The organism is Marinicella sediminis (genome assembly GCF_002000055.1).
GTDB lineage: Bacteria > Pseudomonadota > Gammaproteobacteria > Xanthomonadales > Marinicellaceae > Marinicella > Marinicella sediminis.
On the sequence record NZ_MVBD01000019.1, the window covers coordinates 1 to 22558 of the forward strand.

At 47.0% G+C, this 22558-nt stretch carries 26 protein-coding genes; 9 read left to right on the forward strand and 17 right to left on the reverse strand.

The features are described 5' to 3' along the window. Positions 1 to 46: 46 nt before the first annotated feature. Complete coding sequence (locus B0475_RS18070) at positions 47 to 265, forward strand: pentapeptide repeat-containing protein (RefSeq protein ID WP_408606451.1); 219 nt, start codon at positions 47 to 49, stop codon at positions 263 to 265. Between the two features lie 125 nt (positions 266 to 390). Here the strand turns inward: B0475_RS18070 and crp are convergent, their stop codons facing one another. Together crp and B0475_RS16835 are read right to left on the reverse strand one after the other, a co-directional pair. Continuing rightward, a complete protein-coding gene (crp, locus tag B0475_RS16830; protein ID WP_077413052.1) occupies positions 391 to 1119 on the reverse strand; it encodes a cAMP-activated global transcriptional regulator CRP in 729 nt (242 codons plus the stop codon). Between the two features lie 96 nt (positions 1120 to 1215). Beyond that, positions 1216 to 2133 (reverse strand): chorismate transformation enzyme, FkbO/Hyg5 family, encoded by a 918-nt coding sequence (locus B0475_RS16835; protein ID WP_077413053.1) that lies wholly within the window; start codon positions 2131 to 2133, stop codon positions 1216 to 1218. 238 nt (positions 2134 to 2371) lie between these two features. On the opposite strand from B0475_RS16835, the gene cysS reads away from it, so the two are divergent. The 4 genes from cysS to B0475_RS16855 all read left to right on the forward strand — a co-directional run bounded on the left by cysS (position 2372) and on the right by B0475_RS16855 (position 7447). Continuing rightward, complete coding sequence (cysS, locus tag B0475_RS16840) at positions 2372 to 3751, forward strand: cysteine--tRNA ligase (protein WP_077413091.1); 1380 nt, start codon at positions 2372 to 2374, stop codon at positions 3749 to 3751. Beyond that, positions 3748 to 4164 carry a SufE family protein gene (locus B0475_RS16845; RefSeq protein ID WP_077413054.1) on the forward strand — a complete coding sequence of 139 codons (417 nt, stop codon included), beginning with the start codon at positions 3748 to 3750 and terminating at the stop codon, positions 4162 to 4164. The genes cysS and B0475_RS16845 overlap by 4 nt, the downstream gene beginning before the upstream one ends. A gap of 220 nt (positions 4165 to 4384) precedes the next feature. After that, positions 4385 to 5419 (forward strand): beta-N-acetylhexosaminidase, encoded by a 1035-nt coding sequence (gene nagZ / locus B0475_RS16850; RefSeq protein ID WP_077413055.1) that lies wholly within the window; start codon positions 4385 to 4387, stop codon positions 5417 to 5419. Between the two features lie 18 nt (positions 5420 to 5437). Next, positions 5438 to 7447 (forward strand): FAD-dependent oxidoreductase, encoded by a 2010-nt coding sequence (locus B0475_RS16855; RefSeq protein ID WP_077413056.1) that lies wholly within the window; start codon positions 5438 to 5440, stop codon positions 7445 to 7447. 67 nt (positions 7448 to 7514) lie between these two features. Here the strand turns inward: B0475_RS16855 and purU are convergent, their stop codons facing one another. The 3 genes from purU to B0475_RS16870 all read right to left on the reverse strand — a co-directional run bounded on the left by purU (position 7515) and on the right by B0475_RS16870 (position 10642). After that, positions 7515 to 8411 (reverse strand): formyltetrahydrofolate deformylase, encoded by an 897-nt coding sequence (gene purU, locus B0475_RS16860; protein WP_232781910.1) that lies wholly within the window; start codon positions 8409 to 8411, stop codon positions 7515 to 7517. 157 nt (positions 8412 to 8568) lie between these two features. Further along, a complete protein-coding gene (locus B0475_RS16865; protein ID WP_077413057.1) occupies positions 8569 to 9930 on the reverse strand; it encodes a class II 3-deoxy-7-phosphoheptulonate synthase in 1362 nt (453 codons plus the stop codon). A 19-nt stretch (positions 9931 to 9949) separates the two neighbouring features. Further along, positions 9950 to 10642 carry a disulfide bond formation protein B gene (locus tag B0475_RS16870; protein WP_077413058.1) on the reverse strand — a complete coding sequence of 231 codons (693 nt, stop codon included), beginning with the start codon at positions 10640 to 10642 and terminating at the stop codon, positions 9950 to 9952. 348 nt (positions 10643 to 10990) lie between these two features. On the opposite strand from B0475_RS16870, the gene B0475_RS16875 reads away from it, so the two are divergent. From B0475_RS16875 to lepB, 3 genes are read left to right on the forward strand one after another with little or no spacing between them, the layout of a single operon-like run. Then, positions 10991 to 11296 (forward strand): hypothetical protein, encoded by a 306-nt coding sequence (locus B0475_RS16875; RefSeq protein ID WP_077413059.1) that lies wholly within the window; start codon positions 10991 to 10993, stop codon positions 11294 to 11296. A 27-nt stretch (positions 11297 to 11323) separates the two neighbouring features. Beyond that, on the forward strand, positions 11324 to 13930 hold the full coding sequence (locus B0475_RS16880; protein WP_077413060.1) for a beta strand repeat-containing protein: 2607 nt from the start codon (positions 11324 to 11326) through the stop codon (positions 13928 to 13930). A gap of 13 nt (positions 13931 to 13943) precedes the next feature. After that, entirely contained in the window at positions 13944 to 14423 is a 480-nt protein-coding gene (gene lepB / locus B0475_RS16885) for a signal peptidase I (RefSeq protein ID WP_077413061.1), read from the forward strand. Here the strand turns inward: lepB and B0475_RS16890 are convergent, their stop codons facing one another. Continuing rightward, a complete protein-coding gene (locus B0475_RS16890) occupies positions 14424 to 14996 on the reverse strand; it encodes a hypothetical protein (protein ID WP_198538368.1) in 573 nt (190 codons plus the stop codon). It abuts the gene before it with no gap. Positions 14997 to 15108: 112 nt separating this feature from the next. On the opposite strand from B0475_RS16890, the gene B0475_RS16895 reads away from it, so the two are divergent. Then, a complete protein-coding gene (locus B0475_RS16895; protein ID WP_077413063.1) occupies positions 15109 to 15984 on the forward strand; it encodes a hypothetical protein in 876 nt (291 codons plus the stop codon). A 93-nt stretch (positions 15985 to 16077) separates the two neighbouring features. On the opposite strand, the gene rplQ is transcribed toward B0475_RS16895, so the two are convergent. From rplQ to rplF, 11 genes are all read right to left on the reverse strand, one after another. Next, positions 16078 to 16476 (reverse strand): 50S ribosomal protein L17, encoded by a 399-nt coding sequence (gene rplQ, locus B0475_RS16900; protein ID WP_077413064.1) that lies wholly within the window; start codon positions 16474 to 16476, stop codon positions 16078 to 16080. An 11-nt stretch (positions 16477 to 16487) separates the two neighbouring features. Further along, entirely contained in the window at positions 16488 to 17483 is a 996-nt protein-coding gene (locus B0475_RS16905; RefSeq protein ID WP_077413065.1) for a DNA-directed RNA polymerase subunit alpha, read from the reverse strand. Positions 17484 to 17508: 25 nt separating this feature from the next. Next, positions 17509 to 18138: a 30S ribosomal protein S4 gene (gene rpsD, locus B0475_RS16910; protein WP_077413066.1), complete on the reverse strand. Its 630-nt coding sequence runs from the start codon at positions 18136 to 18138 to the stop codon at positions 17509 to 17511. Between the two features lie 11 nt (positions 18139 to 18149). Continuing rightward, positions 18150 to 18536 carry a 30S ribosomal protein S11 gene (gene rpsK / locus B0475_RS16915; RefSeq protein ID WP_077413067.1) on the reverse strand — a complete coding sequence of 129 codons (387 nt, stop codon included), beginning with the start codon at positions 18534 to 18536 and terminating at the stop codon, positions 18150 to 18152. A 44-nt stretch (positions 18537 to 18580) separates the two neighbouring features. Continuing rightward, positions 18581 to 18937 (reverse strand): 30S ribosomal protein S13, encoded by a 357-nt coding sequence (rpsM, locus tag B0475_RS16920; protein ID WP_077413068.1) that lies wholly within the window; start codon positions 18935 to 18937, stop codon positions 18581 to 18583. 183 nt (positions 18938 to 19120) lie between these two features. Continuing rightward, positions 19121 to 20476: a preprotein translocase subunit SecY gene (gene secY / locus B0475_RS16925; RefSeq protein WP_077413069.1), complete on the reverse strand. Its 1356-nt coding sequence runs from the start codon at positions 20474 to 20476 to the stop codon at positions 19121 to 19123. Between the two features lies 1 nt (position 20477). Further along, positions 20478 to 20915, reverse strand: coding sequence for a 50S ribosomal protein L15 (rplO, locus tag B0475_RS16930; protein ID WP_449288544.1), 438 nt, complete (start codon positions 20913 to 20915; stop codon positions 20478 to 20480). Between the two features lie 10 nt (positions 20916 to 20925). Continuing rightward, on the reverse strand, positions 20926 to 21126 hold the full coding sequence (rpmD, locus tag B0475_RS16935) for a 50S ribosomal protein L30 (protein WP_077413071.1): 201 nt from the start codon (positions 21124 to 21126) through the stop codon (positions 20926 to 20928). After that, positions 21119 to 21646, reverse strand: coding sequence for a 30S ribosomal protein S5 (gene rpsE, locus B0475_RS16940; protein WP_232781911.1), 528 nt, complete (start codon positions 21644 to 21646; stop codon positions 21119 to 21121). The genes rpmD and rpsE overlap by 8 nt, the downstream gene beginning before the upstream one ends. Then, a complete protein-coding gene (gene rplR, locus B0475_RS16945) occupies positions 21646 to 22005 on the reverse strand; it encodes a 50S ribosomal protein L18 (protein ID WP_449288545.1) in 360 nt (119 codons plus the stop codon). Before rplR ends, rpsE begins: the two co-directional genes overlap by 1 nt. A 15-nt stretch (positions 22006 to 22020) precedes the next feature. Beyond that, positions 22021 to 22548 carry a 50S ribosomal protein L6 gene (rplF, locus tag B0475_RS16950; protein ID WP_077413074.1) on the reverse strand — a complete coding sequence of 176 codons (528 nt, stop codon included), beginning with the start codon at positions 22546 to 22548 and terminating at the stop codon, positions 22021 to 22023. Positions 22549 to 22558: the final 10 nt, after the last annotated feature.

Sequence of the window (22558 nt, forward strand, 5' to 3'; positions counted from 1 at the left end):
CCTGAGCAGAAGCAGCCTGAGCAGAAGCAGCCTGAGCAGAAGAAACCTGAGCAGAAGCAACCTGAGCAGAAGCAGCCTGAGCAGAAGAAACCTGAGCAGAAGCAACCTGAGCAGAAGCAACCTGAGCAGAAGCAGCCTGAGCAGAAAAAACCTGAGCAGAAGAAACCTGAGCAGAAGCAACCTGAGCAGAAGAAACCTGAGCAGAAGAAACCTGAGCAACCCAAAGCCACGCCACCATCAGAATCAGCGATCAAAGCTGAAATGATTAAGCCTGGAATTTATAAGGCTAAAAAATAAAGACGCTGTCTGCGAGCCATAACCCTTAACCGGGAAATAAAAAAGCCTGATGCAAACATCAGGCTTTTTTTTGTGGAATTCAGTGGAACAGTATCAGCTGATGGACGGCTTATCCTGACGATCATGCAAAACCACAATCGTGTGGCCTTTAACATCCAGATTACCCTGCTCCTGCAAATCTTTGAGTACCCGGCCAGCCATTTCCCGGGAACAACCCACAATGCGAGATAACTCTTGCCTGGATACTTTGATCTGCGTACCGTCAGGGTGAGATAAAGCACCTGGCTCTTTACACAGGTCAAGCAAAGTACGGGCAATGCGTCCGGTGACATCCAAAAACGCCAATCGATGCACTTTACGGGATGTTTGTAACAATCGATGAGTCAGCTGGGTCCCAATGGCATAGAGGATATGTTTGGCATCATCTTTCAATTCATTTTCAAACAATTGTCCGAGCCGCATGTAACCAATTTCAGCCACTTCGGTTTTTTCTTTTGATTTAACCATGACTTCACGGCGTTCGGTTTTCATGAACAATCCCATTTCGCCAATGAAGTCTCCTTTGTTCAAATAGGCCAGCACCAACTCTTTGCCTTCATCATTTTCATATGAAATGGTCACTGATCCACTGACGATATAGTACAGGGTATTGGCCAGATCTCCTGGTCTGATGATGGTGGTTTTGTTGGGAAATTTTCGTCGGTGACACATCGACAAAAACCGATTCAGGGATTCCACATTCAGTTTGAAAAAACTGGAATTCTGGAAACGCTCACTTAAATACAATTCATCAAATGTGGCTTCGTCAAAAGCATCTGACATGGTCTATCCTCTCTCAATGGCTCATAGGTCAATGTATGACTTCATCCCCCAAATGAACCGATCACACAAACTTAATTCAATGATTCTACCTGCTTTTCAGTTTGATTGGAACACAACTTCACACTCAATCAATAAGTTTTCACGGCAAACATCGCCGTGCAGGATAACATATTGTTGAATCTGACTGTTTTTAATTTTCTCAGAAACCTGGGGCAAATGCGCCTTGTCACGCACATAAAAGCGATACATACCATCTGCCAGCCGATGACGGGCCCCACTGCTTTCAATCAAAACCTGTAAGTTATTCAGACATTCATCAAACTGAGCTGGCAAATTACCAACATGGGCGGTTTCATGACCCACCACACTGGCTGTACCGCTACAAAACAACACATCATCAATGATGATGGCTCTGGAAAAACGGGGTTGTCTGGGAGCATATTGTTGCGGGTATTCCCAGGCTGGGGTTTGTCTCTTGTTTTCAATCACATGACCTGCAGATCTGGCAAATAAAAACACCAGACTATTTTCTTTGTTGTGAGTTCCAATGGCAGTGGCTGCCGGATTGGGATCATTCAAGAGTTGTAAAGATTCCATCACCTGGTGACGTGCCACACAAAAAGTCTGATAGCGCTCCAGCCCCTGGTCTGTTGCATTGATGTCATACAGGTAATTCCAGGTCCGCAACAAATGTGGATAACCCGCTGCTTTGGATGCCTGATAAGCACGACGATAAACCTGGCTGACCCAATCATGTAAGTTAACATCATCAGCCTGAAACACCATCACCAAATGCTCTTCAGTACTGATCAATTGATGGCCATCTTTGTGTTCATAATTGGCGTCATCAGCCGTATTCCAATGTTCTGCATATCCGGGTGATTCGGCCAGTACTTCCAGCGGAACGGGCGCCACAAATGGCTGTGCTTCATGCGGCTGTAAACCCCATTGAAATGTCAGCAGCCGGTGCTCGCTCAAGGTGGAAGATACTTGTATGGAAGTGTTTGATTTCACAGTTATATTCTGCTCTTAAAGTTCCGTTAACAGTGGTTGGTCGCCCCTGATTAAAAGGCTACACATTATCGTCAATTCAGCCACTAATAACAATGGCAGACAAAATTTTTCTGAGTATCGTGGTAAAAAGGTGTACTGTTTTCCAACGATTCAATAGAATAAGCGTTTTAATTGAATAGATGATATCGTCCATCACCCGATCAGCCATCGATCTGGTATGAAGCGCATTAACATAACCATGGCCTTACACCTACACAACACCTTAAGCGGACAAAAAGAACTGTTCACCCCGATTGACCCTAATCGTGTAACCATGTACTTGTGTGGCCCCACAGTTTATAACTATGCACACATAGGCAATGCCCGACCGGCAGTGGTTTTTGATGTACTCAATCGCCTGCTGAGACATCACTACCCACATGTGGTTTTTGCCCGCAACATCACAGATATTGATGACAAAATCAATCAATCAGCCAAGGACACCGGTCGTTCAATCAAAGACATTTCAACCGAGTATGCCATTGCATACAACGAAGATCTGAAAGGTTTGGGGGTGAAAATGCCAGACATTGAACCTTATGCCACCGATCACGTCGCTGAAATGATCGCCATGATCGAAGAGCTGATCAAAAAAGGGCACGCCTATGCTGCTGAAGGTCATGTGTTGTTTGATGTAACCACTTATGAGCATTATGGAGCGCTATCCAAACGTTCATTGGATGACATGCTCGCAGGAGCCCGTGTAGAAGTTGCTGGCTACAAAAGAAATCCTGGAGATTTTGTTTTGTGGAAACCTTCCGACCCCACTTTACCTGGCTGGGACAGTCCCTGGGGACGTGGCCGGCCTGGCTGGCACATTGAGTGTTCAGCCATGGCGGCCAAACACCTGGCCAAAACCATCGACATTCATTGCGGCGGCAAAGACCTGGTGTTTCCTCATCATGAAAATGAAGTGGCGCAAAGCTGTTGCGCCAATGACACCAGGCATTTTGCCAACTATTGGGTCCACAATGGTTTCATCACCATGAGTGATCAGAAAATGTCCAAATCATTGGGCAACATCCAATTGATCCGGGAGGTGTTGGCTGAAATCAAAGGAGAGGTTGCCCGCTGGGTCCTACTCAGTGCACATTACCGCCAATCGGTTGACTGGACTCCTGAGTCCATTGCCCAGGCAGAAAAGACCATAGACCGCATTTACCGCACACTGAATGACGTTTGTGATGTACCAGTGGATAAAGATATCCCGGTTGACGCAGATGTTCTGACCGCATTGGATGATGATTTGAACACCCCCAAAGCCTTTGCCAGAATCAATCAATTGGCCAAAGCGCTGGCCAATGCCAATGGCAATGCCGAAAAAGTCCAAATAAAATCAGCCTTGCTGAACAGCTGTGAATTGTTGGGTGTGTTGCAAACCGACCCGGCCCAATGGTTCGCTGATAAACAATCTGCGGGCGAAGACATCAAAGAACAGGTGGAACGGCTGATAGCCGAGCGAAAGCAGGCAAGGATAGATAAAGACTGGGGACGCTCTGATGAAATCCGCGACCAACTGGATGACATGGGTGTGGTACTCGAAGACTCTGCTGACGGAACCCGCTGGAGCATGAAATGACAGAAGAATTAATGGACAACCAAACTGAAATCATTGAAACCTTTGATATGTTTGATGACTGGATGGAAAAATACCAGTACATCATCGACCTGGGCAAACAATTACCGCCCATGGACGAATCATTGAAAACCGATGACAACCTGTTGGCAGGTTGTCAATCGCAGGTCTGGCTGGTACATGAGTACAAAGACGGTCAATTACATTTTCAGGCCAACAGCGATGCCGCCATAGTTTCCGGCCTGATCGCCCTGGTGCTGACCATCTATTCCGACCAAACCCCTCAATACATCATCGATACCGATCCGGATTTCATTGAAACCATTGGCCTGTCCTCACACCTGTCCTCTACCCGATCAAATGGTCTGAATGCCATGATTGAGAAAATCCAGCACACCGCCAAAGGGTATATTTAAATCATCTTTTGCTTATATAGGTCGCCTGCAACAGGGATACAGATCTGCTCAACGACCTTGGCATTGAAGTTTCAATCTGATGTTGATTGCTTTGAGCTGATCAATCCATTCCATGAAGCCACTGAATGCCCCGGCGATCTGCACCAGACTCAAACGCTGTCGCAAAACCAAACCACATGATTAGTCATGATACACAGTCAGATTAAGCTATAATTCTGCCATGACTTACATTATGACCGGCATTGAAGGTTACGAGCTCACTGAGCAAGACCTGGACAACCTCAAACACCCCTTGACCAGAGGGGTGATTTTTTTCAAAAGAAACTTCAAAGATTATCACCAACTGGTGCGCTTAATACGTCACATCCGTGCCTTAAAAGGCACAGACTTTCTACTGGCAGTGGACCAGGAAGGTGGTCGGGTGATTCGCTTTGGCCTGCCTTTCACTCAGCTTCCGCCACTGGCCCGGCTGGGTGAGGTTTACCAACGGGATCAGGCACTGGGTCTGACCATGACCCATTTACACGCCTGGCTGATGGCGAGTGAGTTGCTGAGCATTGGGATAGATCTGAGTTTTGCTCCGGTATTGGACATAGACAACGGCAGCGATGTGATTGGGGACCGGGCTTTGGGACAAACCGCAGATCAGGTCAGTGTGCTTGCTGAACAGTATTGTCAGGGCATGCGCTCAGCCGGCATGTGTACCACTGCCAAACACTACCCGGGCCACGGTACTGTAAAAGCCGATTCACATCATGAACTGCCCAAAGATGATCGGTCCATGTCCGCCTTAGAACAACTGGACCTGATGCCATTTGTTCAGAACATCAGAGCCGGGGTGATCGATGCCATGATGCTGTCACATGTGATTTACACCCAGGTGTGTGAACAACCCACCGGTTATTCCCTGCACTGGTGTCAGGACATATTGACCAATCAACACCGTTTCCATGGTACCACCATCAGTGATGACCTGGGTATGGCCGCCGCTGAATGCGTGGGGGACATTCATCAAAGGTACCAGGCTTGTGTGGATGCCAAGGTAGACCTCACCTTACTGTGCGAACCGCAACTGTGTACTGAATTGTATTCAAACAATCGTTTGAAAAATGTCCCCACTGAGGCCGGTAAATTGATTAAAATAATGAGCCTTAAAGGTCAGTCCACCCTCAGCCACGAATTACCGTTCTGGGAACAGTACCGTTGGCAACAGGCACGCAAAGCCTGGGTCACACTGATGATTGAAACCAGCTGAACAACAGAGAATGCATCAATGAGCGCACAGAATTATCCACACGTCTTTGAACCGTTAACCGTCGGCAACAAAACCATTAAAAACCGCGTTTTGATGGGCTCTATGCACACGGGCCTGGAAGACCGGGCAAAAAACTACCCCAAACTGGCTGAATATTTCCGACAACGGGCAGCTGGTGAAGCTGGCATCATGGTTACCGGTGGTATTGCCCCGAACATCTCTGGCTGGGTCGGACCCTTTTCCGGATTTTTAAAATATGGCTTTCAGGTAAAACGACATCGACTGATCACTGAAGCCGTACACCAGGAAGGCAGTTTGATTTGCATGCAGATCCTGCACTCAGGACGTTATGGGTACCATCCATTCAATGTATCTGCTACCGATAAGCAATCACCGATCACCCCATTTAAACCTAAAAAGCTGAGTGAAAGGAAGATTCACAAACAAATCCGGGATTTCGTCAATTGCGCTAAATTGGCTCAAAAAGCCAACTATGATGGCGTTGAAATCATGGGTTCAGAAGGGTATCTGATCAATCAATTCATCTCTCCCCGCACCAATGACCGGGATGACGACTGGGGTGGCTCGTTTGATAATCGCACCCGTTTCGCACTGGAAATAGTTCGTCAGACTCGCGCTGCTGTGGGACAGGATTTCATTCTTATTTTTCGCTTATCCATGCTTGAATTGGTGAATAACGGCTCATCGATTGATGAAGTCATTAAACTGGCCAAAGCACTTGAACAAGCCGGCGTGAGCATCATCAACACCGGTATTGGCTGGCATGAAGCCAGGGTCCCAACCATTGCCACCATGGTACCAAGGGCAGGATTTGCCTGGGTCACCGAACTGATCAAAAAAGAAGTTAAAGTACCGCTGGTAACCACCAATCGCATCAATCATCCTCAGGTTGCTGAAGACATCATTGCCTCAGGCAAGGCCGACATGGTTTCCATGGCCCGTCCATTTTTGGCAGATCCCGATCTGGTGAAAAAATCCAGGTCTGGTGATGTCCGGGACATCAATATCTGTATCGGCTGCAATCAAGCCTGTCTCGATCATGTGTTTAAAAATAAAATGGCCAGCTGCCTGGTTAATCCCGCTGCCTGTCATGAGACCGAATTCATATCCCAACCTGTCAAGACCAGCAAAAACATTGCAGTGGTCGGCGCCGGTATGGCCGGTCTGTCATGCTCAACCACCCTTGCCGAACGCGGCCATCAGGTCACCTTGTTTGAAGCAGCGGCGCAAATCGGTGGTCAGTTCAATCTGGCTGCAGCCATTCCGGGTAAAGAAGAATTTGTTCACACCATCAGTTATTTCACCCACTTGCTGGACAAGCATGGGGTGAAGCTGAAATTGAATCACAAAGCCACCGAAGCTGACCTCAGTGATTTTGATGAAGTGGTCATTGCCTCTGGGGTAACTCCCCGGGTACCTGGTATAGAAGGCATCGACCATGACAAAGTCATTTTGTATCATGACCTGCTCAGTGGGCGCAAAAAAGCCGGTAAAAAAGTCGCTGTGATCGGCGCAGGTGGTATTGGTTTTGATGTTTCTGAATACCTTTCTGTAGACGATCCCAGCAAGGCACAGACCATTGATGAGTTTTGTGCTGAATGGGGCATCGACCAAAGTATTGAATCGCCGGGGGGGCTGATTAAGGCACATGATGACCCTGCGGCCAGAGACATATATATGCTACAACGCAAAACCTCCAAACCAGGCAAAGGACTGGGTAAAACCACCGGTTGGATTCATCGCCTGAGCCTGAAAAAGAAAGGTGTTAAAACCCTCACCGGCGTTCAGTATGACAAGATTGACGACCGTGGATTACACATCACCGTCAAAGAAAAACCACAAATCCTCGATGTGGACCACGTCATCATTTGTGCCGGGCAGGTTTCCAACAAAGCGCTGTATCAAGATAGAGACAACTACCACATCATTGGTGGTGCCGATCTGGCCGCTGAACTGGATGCCAAGCGCGCCATCAAACAAGGAACCTTGTTGGGCCAGAAACTCTGACCCTCAGTATGCAATGATCAAATCCTGATCTGTTTTCACCGATCAGGATTTGGGCGTACCCATGTCATCAACGATTGAACACCACCGTTCTGACTCCATTGATCAAGACCCGGTGTTCAGCATGCCATTTCACCGCCCTGTTGAGTACCATGGCTTCGATGTCACGGCCAATGTCAGTCAACTCCTGGGGTGAATTGGCATGTGACACCCGTTCTACAGCCTGTTCGATGATGGGGCCCTGATCCAGATCTGCGGTGACATAATGGGCCGTTGCACCGATCTGCTTGACCCCACGGTGGTAGGCCTGATGATAGGGTCTTGCCCCCACAAATCCCGGTAAAAAAGAATGGTGGATATTGATGATGCGGCCGGCCAGGGTGTCACACAAAGCCGGTGACAAAATTTGCATGTAACGGGCCAACACCAACAAATCAGCATCCGCGTCCCGATAAACCTGCAACAAACGCGCTTCCTGATCGCCCTTGTGTCCGGATTCAACCGGTAAATAATGGAACGGCAAGCCATACCAGTCGGTCATCGATTCCATGATGCGGTGATTGGACACCACCCCCACCACATCCACCGGTAAACTCTGGTTTCGCCAGGCATTGAGCATGGCGTTCAGGCAATGCCCCCAGTTGGAGACTGCGATCAGCACTTTGGGTTTGGCCTGACGGTCATGAATCTGCCAGCGCATACCCAGGGTATCAGCCACTGGCGTAAACTGTTCACGGATGTCATCCATCGACACCTCATCACCGGCATTTTCCAGCACCGTGCGCATAAAAAACAAACTGGTGTCAGGATCTTCAAATTGTGACGACTCAATGATATTGAACTGTTGTTCAGCAAAATGATTGGACACTTTTGCCACCACACCAATTTGGTCATGGCAGCTGAGTTTAAGAATGATTTGTTGGTTGGACATGGCCTGATCCATAATGATGAAGGATGCAGCCATCATACTGAGCAAACAACACCATTTCAATAACACTGTTCAGGGATCTTGACAGCCGTTAATCTGTTATGGCAAAGGAAACTTTTGGCAGGACTTGAGTATTGTTCTGACAAAAAAAAGCCGTGCTTCAGGGGCACGGCTTTGATCGCTGAAGATGAGCGCATTACTGATGATAAAAATCTTTGATGGAAAAGGCCAGTTCCAAAGCCTGCTCATAGTTCAGTCGCGGATCCACTTGAGTGGTGTAGGCTTTGCTCAGATCGGCTTCCTGTAAAGCCCGGGCCCCACCCAAACATTCAGTGACGTTTTCACCGGTCAGCTCTAAATGAACTCCGCCAAGGTGTGAACCATTGGCTTTATGAATCTTAAAGGACAACTCCACTTCTTTACTGATGTTGTCAAAGCGACGGGTTTTATAGCCATTGGAAGTGGCCTCAGTGTTACCGTGCATGGGGTCTGCACACCAGATGACATCAAGGTCGGCTTTTTGAGCCGTCTTGATCAGGCGCGGTAAATTGGCTTCGATGTTTTTTGCTCCAAAACGATGAATCAAAGTCAACTTACCGGCTTCGTTGTTGGGATTCAGGGTGCGGCATAAATCAATCAAATGATCGTCATCGGTTTCAGTCCCGATCTTCACCCCAATGGGGTTCTCTACGCCCCGCAGCAGCTCAACATGAGCACTGTCCAATTGATTGGTTCTCAGCCCAATCCAGGGAAAGTGCGCACTCAGATTGAAGTATCCCTCCTGTCTTGGTACAGTGCGGGTCAAAGCCTGTTCATAATGCAAATGCAGAGCTTCATGAGCAGCAAAGAACTCAACACTGGACAGGTTATTCACTTTACGCCCAACAAGCACCTCTGCAAATTGTATTGACTCCTTAATCTGGCTCACCAGGTTATGAAATTTATCAGCGTTTTTTGAATGTTTCACCCAGGCAATGTCCCAATATTCCGGATGGCGGATATCGGCAAATCCACCGGCCACCAATGCCCGGATGAAATTCATGGTCATCGCAGAATGATGATAAGCTTCCAGCATTTTATCCGGATTGGGAACCCGGGATTTTTCAGTGAATTCGTTTTCATTCACAATGTCGCCGCGGAATGACGGCAGACTGACACCATCACGGGTTTCCAGATCAGCAGAACGGGGCTTGGCATATTGACCGGCAAAACGACCAACCCGGACCACCGGGATCTGGCATCCATGAATCAGCACCAAACTCATTTGAATCAAAACTTTCAAACGGTTTGAAATGATGGATGAATTGCAATCAGCAAAACTCTCCGCACAATCACCACCCTGTACCAAAAACCGTTCACCCCTGGACACTTCAGCCAGGTAACTTTTCAGGCGTTTGATTTCCCATGAGGTCACCAAGGGTGGCAATGATGACAAGGTTTCCAGTGCTTTGTTCAAGTGCACCTCATCAGGGTAAGTGGCTTGCTGGCGAATGGATTTTTGCTTCCAGCTGTCTAAACTCCAATGCGCTTGTTGTTGTCTTTTGTTTAAGGTTTTCATAATTTGTGGATATTAATGATTATTGTTTTGTGGGTTCTACTTTAACAACCATCCAGAGGATTGTGTAGAGAAAAATGATGATGAAACTGATCAACGTCCATGTGGGCATACTCATGCCCCAAAAGGTCCATTTGATCTCTGCACAACTACCTGAAGCCGATAGTACGGACGATACCGCACTCCACCAAGAAGAGTCTTCCAGCAGCATGTGTAAACTGGGACCACAGTCAGGCACCAACTCAGATGGCAGGTTTTGTAACCACACATGACGTCCGGCGATGCCAATGCCAACCCCACTGGCCAGCAGAATCAGGACACCCATAACTTTCCTGACTGCATGTTTCACTGGCTTAAGGCTGGCCAACAGGAACAGTACACCAACGACAAAAAATACCACCCGTTGTAAGATACACAGATTACATGGCATGAGAAAATCCACATATTCAACATGCAAGGCATAAATCAGCAATGATGCACAGCCGAGGGCAGGTAATAAGGTAAAAAACCTGAATGGCTGACCCACTGCAATGATTCCCATCAAAATGATGTAAACAGCAGCAAAAGCAATGAACCCGGTCCAGGTAAAGGGAGGCATGTAGATGGACGCATAAGAACCGATTGGATCAGGTAATAAAGATCCCAGTAATGGAACCAACATCAACGCCAATACCGCGATGTAAGCCACCTGGGCTTTCTGGTGATATTTATTCATTTGCCAGCCATGATTGTGTGAATAAGAATGTGTAGATTAACAAATATAGACCACACAAAACACCCTTTATTCAATTTATATCTGTCTTTTTTGTTGACTGCCCGAACCACCTATTCAAGCCATCTGCAAGTACTTATAACTGGCATTTTAAGGCATACTCATCTTGGCATGTACCAACCTGAGCAATTCAAATTGCTTGAGCCATACAATCACCAGCAAACCAACGGCAGAACATTGACTCAGCCGTAAATTATGGGTACATTATTAACAAGGGTGGAGCATTCCAATATTCCAGTTATTTCAGGTCGCTGTGGTCAGTGATCAAGAACTTTTTTGAATCCAAAAACCGTGAACATCAAAATAATCACAGTCATCATCATATCAGGCCTGCTGACATCAACCGTCACCCGGGCTCAACAACTGCAAGACAACGTCGAGATCAGTAAAAGCACTGTTGACAATGGTGGTGGTGTCTCACAGGGCATCCTCAATGGTGACACGGTGGTATTGACCGGCAGCATTGGTCAGGCCGATGCAGGCACTGAGAGCGCTGCTGACAACAGTCATTTCATCGCCGGTGGATTCTGGGCCAATGCCACCAATAACAACGCACCCAGCGATTTAATTTTTGCTGATGGTTTCGAACCCAATTAATCCGATAAGAGCAATAAGGTACTCAACATGAAACTCAATTTGACAGGCACTATTTTACTATTAACCACACTGCTGCTGGCCAGCCACAACATCGGGGCAGCTCCTCTTGGGACCGCATTCACCTACCAGGGTGAACTCAAGGTGATTCCAGGTGGCAATGACATCGTTATCCCTGCCAATGCGGCCTTTGACTTTGAATTTGAGTTGTATGATGCGCAAAACAATGGTTTGCAGGTGGGTCCCACCGTATTGCTGAACAATATTCAGGTGGCTCAAGGGGTGTTTACAGTGGAATTGGATTTTGGCATGTCTCCCTTCGTCGGCGATCAATTGTACCTCGCCATCAGTTTGCGTGACGGTAATTCAAATGGGTCATTCTCAGACCTTTCACCTCGTCAGAAACTGACCGCAGCACCTTATGCGTTGCATGCCGAATATGTGGCTGCAGGCACCGTAGGCAGTGTCGAAGTGAACCCCACTCAAGTCCAGTTGCGCGTGCTGGGCACCTGCCCTGCCGGCAGTTTCATCACCTCCGTCAATCAAAATGGTACCGTGGTTTGTGAGGACGATGCCGATGAACAAAGCCTGAGCCTGGTTGGTTCACAACTGAGCATCAGTAATGGTAACAGCATCGATCTGGCCAATGTCTCTGGTGACAACGATGACAGTAATGAGTTGAACACCGGCCTGACACTCAATGGCACCACCCTCACCGTGACCGATGCCGGTGGTGATCTCAACCAGGACCTGGCCAGCATCGATACCGATGATCAGACGCTCAGCCTGAATGGCAATCAATTGTCAATCAGCGATGGTAACACCGTGGACCTGGGTACTGTTTCAGGTGACAACGATGACAGCAACGAATTGAACACCGGTCTGGCATTGAACGGTACCACCCTCACCGTGACCGATGCCGGTGGAGACCTCAGCCAGGACCTGGCCAGCATCGATACCGATGATCAGACACTGAGCTTCGACGGCAGCCAGCTCAGTATTTCTGAAGGCAACTCAGCAGATTTGTCGGCTTTGATCAATGACGACGACAATGAATTGCAAACCCTGAGTTTTGATGGCAGCCAACTGAGCATTTCCGATGGCAACTCAGCCAACCTGTCTTCACTGATCAACAACGACAGCAATGAGTTGCAGGACCTGAACCTCAGTAATGATCAATTGGGCCTGAGCGGCAGCCTGTCCACAGTGGACCTGTCAGGCTACCTGGACAACACCGATGCCCAAACCCTGAGCCTGGTGGACAACGACCTGTCCATCAGCGGTGGCAATGCGGTCAGCCTGGCGGCACTGTTCAATGACAACGATGCCACCAATGAATTGAACACCGGACTGGATTTCACCAACACCACCCTGACCGTGACCGATGCCGGTGGAGACCTGACCGTTGACCTGTCTGGTTTGAGCGACACCGGTGCCCAAATCCTGGCCAAACTGATTACCGTTGATGGGGCTGGTTCCGGCCTGGATGCTGATTTGCTCGATGGCCTGGAAGCCAGCGACATCATTGCCGCCGCTGGAGGTGGCGATAACCGCACTCCCATTTCATCCATTCCATTCACCATCACTGAACCGGGATCCTACTACCTGACCGGCAACCTGTCCAACACCACGCTTAATTCCGATGGAATCATCATTGATACCGACAATGTGACCCTGGACCTCGGCGGTTTTACCATCAGCGGTTATGACACCAACGACCCACCCAATCAAACCGGTGATGATGGCATCTATATTCTGGGTTCTCAAAACAACATTCACATCTTCAATGGCCATGTGGAAGGCTGGGCTGGTGATGGCATCAATGCCCTGAATGCCGATCATTCCATCTTTGAGCGCCTGACCGTTTCCTACAATGGCGGCGATGGCCTGGTGGCTGACTTTTCTGCTGTGATCTCGCATGTCACCGCAGGTTTCAACGGTCTGGATGGCATCGAAGGCGATGATGGCACGGTGATTGTGTTCTCGACCGCCATGGGTAATGGCGACAACGGCATCCAAACCAGTGAAGGCAGCCACGTGGCCCATTCAACCGGTTTCGACAATGAGTCAGACGGCATCGATGTGGGCGCCGGCTCCACAGTGACCAACAGCGTGGCTTCCGATAATCTGATTTTTGGAATTGATCTGGCTTTAGGCGGCACAGTGCAAATGTCAACGGCATATGACAATGAACGCACTGGTATTGATGTCGCCTCTGCATCCATCGTTCGCAACAACGTGGTGGCACTTAATGGTGGCTCATCAGACCCTAATCTTGAACCATACAACATCAGCGGTATACGTACATTCGCCAACTCCTGGATCATCAACAACAAAGCACACGAAAACGATGGAGCAGGTATCTGGATTTCATCAACCGATACTTTGGTAGAAGGCAACAGCATCACTGACAACGACAATGGTGGATTGGTGGTAACAACCAGTGGCAGTTTGATTTTGAATAACAAAGCCGCTGGCAATTTTTATCCTGATGGCCCGGATGGCACCACTTATGATGACAATTTTGAGCTCAATGCGAACAGTAATTGGGGGCCCATTGTAGATCTGACTGGTGTGGGCGGTGATATCTCTTCAGTACCCAATTCAGACCATCCTTTTGCTAATTTTGTCTACTGATCGTCTGGCATCAATGACTGCAACTCACACCCCGCTTCATATCTGGACCGGGGTGTTTTTTTGTCTGCTTAATCAAGGAGCACACGGGGCCGAACAATCCTTTACGGTTCAGGGACGTTCCATGTTGCCGGCGATCAAACCAGGGCAACAGGTTACCATCAGCGACCAATGTCTCATCGCGGGAGAAAACCTGTTGCATCAGGTCACGGCCATCAAGATCGCCACCCGACCTCATCCGCTGCTGAAAAGAATCGCTGGCACGCCCGGTCAGCGAGTGAGGTTCAGTTCTAATGAAATTATTATTGGAGAAAGAAAATGGTCGATCCCCGGGGTGGCGTCATCTTTGCTGCAGCGACAGCTCAAGCACACAGATTTCATTATCCCGGACAATTCTTTTTTGGCCTTGAGTGACCAGCCAGTGGACAGTTTGGACAGCGTTGATTTCGGCTTGATCGCCAGGCCGCAGATCAAAGGTTGTTTACAAACTGATTAATCATTCCCTGGAATCCCGGTCAGGATGTATGCGACCTTTTGACCAGCTTTGCCTGACTTCACGAAACCGATCATACTGTTTGATTTCCAACAAATCATAGGCAAAATCATCGGTTTCCATGCGCATCTGCTCAACCTCGTCCCAGAACTCATCTGTGGTGATGTCACCATTTGACAGTGAACGTTCCAGATCAGATTGCAGCTCTGCTTCTTCCAACAAACGATTCATGATTTCATTCAATTGCTCCTGATCCTGAGTTACGGTTTTCAGTTCTTGAAACATCCGCATACCGGTTTCTTCTGAGCTCATTTCCAGGGTCCCTTTTTTGCGGTCCTTTAAGGTATTTTTGATGTCAGGTTTTTTGGTGTTTTTTTCCAGGATGACCACATTGCCTGTAGATTTTTTTTCAGCAATCGCAGGCTGAACCGACGTACTGTTGAACTGGTCAGTTTGTTGTTTTTTCAATGCTTGATTATTCTGATACAGCATCACTATAACGATGATTAAAACAATGATTATTGTGGCTGCTGACCCCAGTATTAATCGATTATTTGGCTTTTTTTGTTCACTCATATTGGCACTCAAAGTCTGTCGTAAATTAGCTGGTTATTAGTTACAATTTTAACTCGTTACGGCTCTAAATTTGGGTTATTATATCTTTTTGACCAGATCAAATCACAACTCAATGCGCTCACTAAAACTGTCTTTCACAATCGTTCTGATCAGCTTGTCTGGTATGAGTATGGCTGTTGATGAAACCACAGACTTTCAATCCGATATCAGTCAAATACCCTTTAACGCCACTGACTATGTCATGGGGGCTGGTCACAACGTAATTTTTGACAATGGTCCCATCATAAACAGTTCGGGTAGCGGAGTGGGTGGTGCCGATGAAAGCATTCTGCAGGATATTTCCCTGGGTATGAGTACCTTAGGCATTGGTCACTTTCCTGGGCTCAATCTGAGGGTCAGCGATGAATTCATCATCTCTGAAAACAACACCACCATTTCAACCATTCAGTTTTTTGCCTATCAAACCAACGAGACTGCTTCCACTATCACCGCCATCAATGTGCGAATCTGGGACGGACCTCCGGGTCAAACCGGAAGTCAGGTGGTGTTCGGTGACACCAGCACCAATCGCATAATCAGTACACAATACAGCAACATTAACCGGTTGGTTGAACTTGACTCCGGGCTTTCTAATGACCGGCAAATAGCCGTCAGCGAAGTATTGATTGACCAGGAATTCAACATCGGCACCTATTGGCTAGATTGGCAAAGTTCTGGTTCTGGCACATCCGGCCCTTGGGTGCCGCCTGTATCCATTGTTGGTGTGACCTCCACAGGTAATGCATTACAATCAGCAGATGATGGCATGACTTTCCAGCCCGTTCTTGACAGTGGTACCAACACCCCTTTGGGGCTGCCTTTCGTTATCACTGGTACATTACCACCACCCATTGTGGTTCCCACACTCGGCGTCAATGGCTGGTTGCTGTTAAGCCTGATCATACTATTAGCCACCCGGGCATTCCGCCGCAACTGCCACAGTCAATGACCTCAACCATGTCTCTGTATTGATCTGGGACATCTTTCAGGCACAAAAAAGCCCGGGAATCCCGGGCTTTTTCACATCGTTAACAACGTTTGATTATTCGCTGTCATCTGCCACTTCAACAGGAGCGGCTTTGATGGGTCGGTCAACCAGTTCAACGTATGCCATTGGCGCGTTGTCACCAGCCCGGAATCCACATTTCAGAATTCGCAGGTATCCGCCGGGGCGGTCCTGGTAACGCACACCCAACTCAGTGAACAGTTTGTTGACAATTTCTTTGTTTCTCAGTTTAGCAAAAGCCAATCTGCGGTTAGCCACTGAATCAACTTTGGCCAATGTGATCAACTTTTCTGCCACTCTGCGCAACTCTTTCGCTTTGGGAACAGTTGTTTTGATTAACTCATGCTCAAACAAAGATGCTGCCATGTTTTTAAACATCGCTTGTCTGTGTGACGAAGTTCTATTTAGTTTTCTACCTGATTTTCTATGACGCATGATGCTGCCCCTTATCCGATAAGACGCTCAGCAGTTCTGATCGCTGCTGGAGGCCAGTTTTCTAAACGTACACCCAGAGTGAGACCCATCTCTGAAAGTACACCTTTGATCTCATTCAATGATTTTTTACCCAAATTAGGAGTTTTTAGTAACTCCACTTCGGTGCGTTGAATGAGGTCACCAATGTATTGAATGTTTTCTGCTTTCAGACAATTGGCTGAACGAACAGTTAGTTCAAGTTCATCAATTGGTTTAAGCAAAATAGGATTCAGTTTTTCTTCTTCTTCCTTCTCTTCGACTGTTGTCTCAATCTTAAAGTCAATGAAGATGGCCATTTGCTCAACCAAGATACGCGCCGCTGTGCGAACCGCGTCTTCGGCTGAAATGGATCCATCGGTATCGATGTCAAGAATCAGTTTGTCGAGGTTGGTTTTTTGGTGCAAACGGGCATTTTCTACGTCGTAAGCCACACGTTTAACCGGACAAAATGAAGCATCCAGTACCAATTGACCAATGGGTCGGCTTTCTTCAGTGCTGAGGCGATTGGTGGATGGATCATAACCAACACCTTTCTCAACTTTCATACGCATCGAGATAGCAGCTTTCTTGTCCAGGTGACAAATCACCTGCTCCGGATTGGCCACTTCAACACCATCGGGCAATTGCAAATCGGCTGCGGTCACCGTACCGCCAGTGGCGTTAATCATGATTTCAGCTTCATCACGGTCAGGCATGATAAAAGACAGTGTTTTGAGGTTCAGCAGAATCTCAACAACGTCTTCACGGACACCTTCAATGGTTGAAAACTCATGTTGTACGCCATCAATACTGACTTCAGTCACGGCACAACCCGGAATAGATGACAGCAAAATACGGCGGAAAGCGTTACCCAAAGTATGTCCAAAACCCCTTTCTAAAGGTTCAATGATGATTTTCGCACTGTAATCAGAGCGTTCATCGACTTCAACCACACGTGGACGAAGTAATTTCGCTAATATGTCAGACATAATATTTCTCTCTGGTAAAGGGTTATTATTTAGAGTAGAGCTCTACAATGAGGTTTTCATTGATGTCAGCTGGTAACTCATCACGGTTAGGAACAGATTTAAACTGACCCACCATTTTGCCTGCATCTACGCTGACCCAGTCAGCAAACAGGTTCATTTCACCCCACAATTCCAAAGCTTGTTTGATTCGCAGTTGTTTCTTGGATTTTTCACGAACTTCCACTTCATCACCAGCTTTCACTTGATAAGAAGGGATGTTACAAAGTTGTCCATTAACCAGAATTGACTTATGGCTCACCAATTGACGGGCCTCATTTCTGGTCACTGCAAAACCCATGCGGTAAACCACATTGTCCAAACGTGATTCCAGCAGTTTAAGCAGGTTTTCACCAGTGGCACCCTTTTGCTTGGCGGCTTTTTTGTAGTAGTTAACAAACTGCTTTTCCAGTACGCCATAGGTACGGCGAACTTTTTGTTTTTCACGCAGCTGTAAAGCATAGTCAGAAGGTTTGTTTCTTTTACCAGCCAAACCGTGTTGTCCAGGAGCGACATCAAGCTTACACTTGGTCTCCATGGCACGGGCCGGGCTTTTGGTCATCAAGTCAACGCCTTCACGACGTGCCAACTTACATTTTGGTCCTAAATATCTTGCCATTTTATATCTCCTTACACCCTACGTCGTTTCGGTGGTCTGCAACCATTGTGAGGAATTGGTGTAATATCAATGATGTTTGTTACACGAAAACCTAAGGCGTTTAACGCTCTAACAGATGATTCTCTGCCTGGACCTGGACCTTTAATTCGAACTTCAATGTTTTTCATACCATATTCCTTAGCTACCTGGCCTGCTCTGTCAGCAGCTACCTGTGCAGCAAATGGGGTACTTTTTCTTGAACCTCTAAATCCAGACCCACCAGCCGTTGCCCACGACAAACCATTACCTTGTCTGTCAGTGATCGTGATGATGGTATTGTTGAAAGACGCGTGTACATGCGCGATGCCGTCAACAACAGTTCTTTTAATTTTCTTTTTAGTTTTTTGTGGTCTTGCCATTACAATTCTCTAATCTGATATCGCTAATGATATGAATGGATCAATTAACGTTTAATTGGTTTTTTCGGACCTTTTCTGGTACGTGCGTTGGTCTTCGTTTTTTGACCACGAACAGGCAAGCCTCTTCGGTGTCTCAAGCCACGATAACAACCCAAATCCATTAAGCGTTTGATGTCCATGGCAACTTCACGTCTGAGGTCACCCTCAACGTTGAACTTAGCCACTTCAGCACGCAATTTGTCTAATGCGTCTTCATCCAATTGTCCCACTTTGTGAGATGGATCAACGCCAGCACTGTCACATATTTCATATGCTGTGGTACGACCGATGCCATAAATACTGGTCAGGCCGATCCATGCATGCTTATGCACTGGTATATTTACACCCGCAATACGAGCCATTTTTTACTCCTGATTCCTCAAAAAGATAAATACATTCAGTTATTTACCCTTTCTATTACAAAATATAGGCATGAAACCTATGTTCTTCGCCCTTAGGGAAAGGGCGCAAATTATATATCAACAAATAAAGCAATGCCATCATTTTTTCAAACAATGGCATAGCTCATCAATGATGATAAAAAATCACCTGCGGATCTTATTGGATCGCTGGTAGTTTTTAATGTTTGATTTCTTCAATACTGAGTCATATTGTTGAGAAACCAAATGGTTTTGCAGTTGGGCCATAAAGTCCATGGCAACAACCACAACAATCAATAATCCGGTACCACCCAGGGCAAACGGCACGGTGATGAATTGATTCACCACGTCCGGCAATAAACTCACACCTAACAAGTAGATGGAGCCCCAGAAGGTTACCCGGTTCAACACCCCATCCAAATATGTGGAGGTTTGCTTACCAGGACGAATACCCGGGATAACGGCACTTTGGCGTTTCAGGTTATCTGCAGTTTCATCCGAATTGAAAGTCAACGCGGTATAGAAATAGGCAAAGAACACAATCAAAGCACCAAAGAATATCATGTATAACGTGTTACCCGGAGACAACTGTTGTGACAGATTGGTTAACCAGCCAAACCCTTCTTTCTGACCAACAAAGCTGGCGATGGTGCTGGGGAACAACACCAAAGAAGAAGCGAAGATAACCGGAATCACACCAGACATATTCACTTTTAAAGGCAAATATGATGTCTGTGCCTGGGTGGCCTGACGACCGCCACGGCGAGCGAATTGCATGGTGATGCGGCGTTGCCCACGTTCAACGAACACGATGAAAGCAGTCAATCCCAAAGCCAATACCATCAGGAAGATGGCCCACAATGCATTCAACTGACCTTCACTGACCATCTGGAATACCGACACAACCGCGCCTGGCAAACCGACCACAATACCGGCAAAAATGATCAATGAAATACCGTTACCAATGCCGCGTTCGGTGATTTGCTCACCGAGCCACATCAGGAACATGGTTCCACCAGTCAAAGAGACAGTTGCGGTAAACAAAAAGCCAAAACCAGGTTGTGGTACCACAGCAATACCGCCAGTATCAAACGACTGCAAAGCAGAAGTGATACTGAATGACTGTACAGCTGCCAGTACAATGGTGAAGTACCGGGTATATTGGGTGATTTTCCGACGTCCGGTTTCACCTTCTTTTTTCATTTCACGCAATGCCGGCACCGTGTGGCCCAGGATTTGCATGATGATCGAAGCGGTGATGTAAGGCATCACACCCAAAGCAAATATCGAATAACGTCCCAGTGCACCACCAGAAAACATGTTAAACATGTCTATCAGTCCGCCTGAGTTTTGATCCAGCAGGGCTGCCATGGCAGCGGGATTAACGCCAGGAACAGGTAAAAATGAACCCATTCGGAAAACAATCAAGGCGCCTATAACGAACAAAATCCGACTTTTGAGCTCACTCAAGCCTTTTTTATTCCCGAGTAATTTTTCTACTTGTTCTTGCCTGCTTGACATATTATTCTACTTTTCCGCCTGCTTTTTCAATTGCTTCCTGAGCACCCTTGGTCACGTGCAACCCTTTCAGGTTTACCGCTTTTTCAATGTTGCCGGTGTTGATCACTTTGACTTTTGTGACGCCACGCTTAACGTGGTTTTTGTCAATCAGATAAGCCAGATCAATATCGGTGGCATCCATGGCATTCAGATGATACAAACACAATTCAGCACGTGTGTCTGACATTTGTGACGTAAAACCGTATTTAGGCAGTCTTTTGTGGATGGGCAACTGGCCACCCTCAAAACCCACTTTATGGAATCCACCAGAACGTGATTTTTGACCTTTGTGACCACGGCCACAGGTTTTACCCAGGCCTGAGCCAATGCCACGACCAACGCGTTTTCCGGCTTTGGTTGAACCTTCTGCAGGTTTAATAGTGTTTAATTTCATAGTCATTCACCTACGATTATTTAACTTCTTCAACTTTTAACAGATGAATAGCAGCGTTAATCATTCCCAGATTCTCAGGAGTTGCATCAACCACACGTGATTGGTGCATTTTTCTGATACCGAGTCCTCTGACACAGGCTTTGTGATTCGCCAATGATTTGTTGGTACTTTTGATTTGTGTCACTTTTACCTGACCAACTTTTTTTGCTTTAGCCATGATTTTCCATTACCTCCTCAGGTGTCTTGCCACGCTTGGCAGCAATACTTTCAGGTGAAGTCATTTGTTGCAATCCTTTGATGGTTGCTCTGACCAGGTTAATCGGGTTGTTGGAACCTTGAGACTTAGCCAGTACGTTTTCTACACCAACCACATCAAAGACAGCACGCATCGCACCGCCGGCGATCACACCGGTACCTTCTGAGGCAGGTTGCATGTATACACGTGAGCCAGAATGTTTGGCTTTGGTGGCATGCCATAAAGTATGACCATTCAGATCGACTCTGGTGGTGTTTCTGCGGGCCTGATCCATGGCTTTTTGAATAGCCACTGGCACCTCTTTGGCTTTTCCGTAACCGAAACCAATGGTTCCTTTACCATCACCAACCACTGTCAGTGCAGCAAAACCAAATTGACGACCACCTTTTACTACTTTAGCAACACGATTGACGGCTACCAGGCGTTCCAACAGGTTATCACCCTGATCTTTATCTGCCATATTTTTTCTCTTGTCATTCATCAGAATTTCAACCCCGCTTCACGTGCTGCATCAGCCAAAGCTTTCACTTTGCCATGATAGATGTAACCTGATCTGTCAAATCCTACGGATTCAACGCCTGCTTTCTTTGCCTTTTCTGCAATTGCTGTGCCCACTGCTTTGGCTGCGTCAATGTTGGTACATGAAACACCGTCAGCAATCAAACCTTTGTCCTTGGTTGAAGCGGCAGCAATCGTTGAAGTGCCATCACCAGAAAAGATTTGTGCGTACAGGTGTTTACCTGACTTGTGTACCGACAATGACGGCACACCCAGTTCACGCAGTTTAATTCTGGTTCTGGTGGCTTTTTTAATTCTTTGTAAATTTTTCTTATGCATAATTATCACAGGAAAGCATTACGCTTTCTTGGCCTCTTTTCTATACAATCTTTCATCAGCGTACTTAACACCTTTACCTTTGTAAGGCTCAGGAGGTCTGATCGCTCTGATTTCTGCCGCGACCTGACCCACTTGTTGTTTGTCAGTACCATTGACCACGATTTCAGTTTGCGATGGGGTTTCAAAGCTGATACCTTCACGGGCCTGATAAACCACAGGATGTGAAAATCCCAGGTTCAGATCCAGATCTTTACCTTTCATGGCTACACGATAACCCACGCCGACCAGTTGCAGTTTCTTGGAAAAGCCGTTGGTCACGCCTTCAACCATGTTACTGACCAGCGAACGCATGGTACCTGCCATGTAAACCATATCATCACTGTTGGCAGTGACCTGCAATTCGTTGTCATTTTGCTCAATGCTGACTGCTTCATGTAATTCCATGCTCAGTTCGCCTTTGGGACCCTTAATCGTTACCACTTTGTCTTTGACATCAAACTGAACGTTGGATGCCAGGGCAATTGGTTTATTTGCAATTCTTGACATGCTCTTCTCC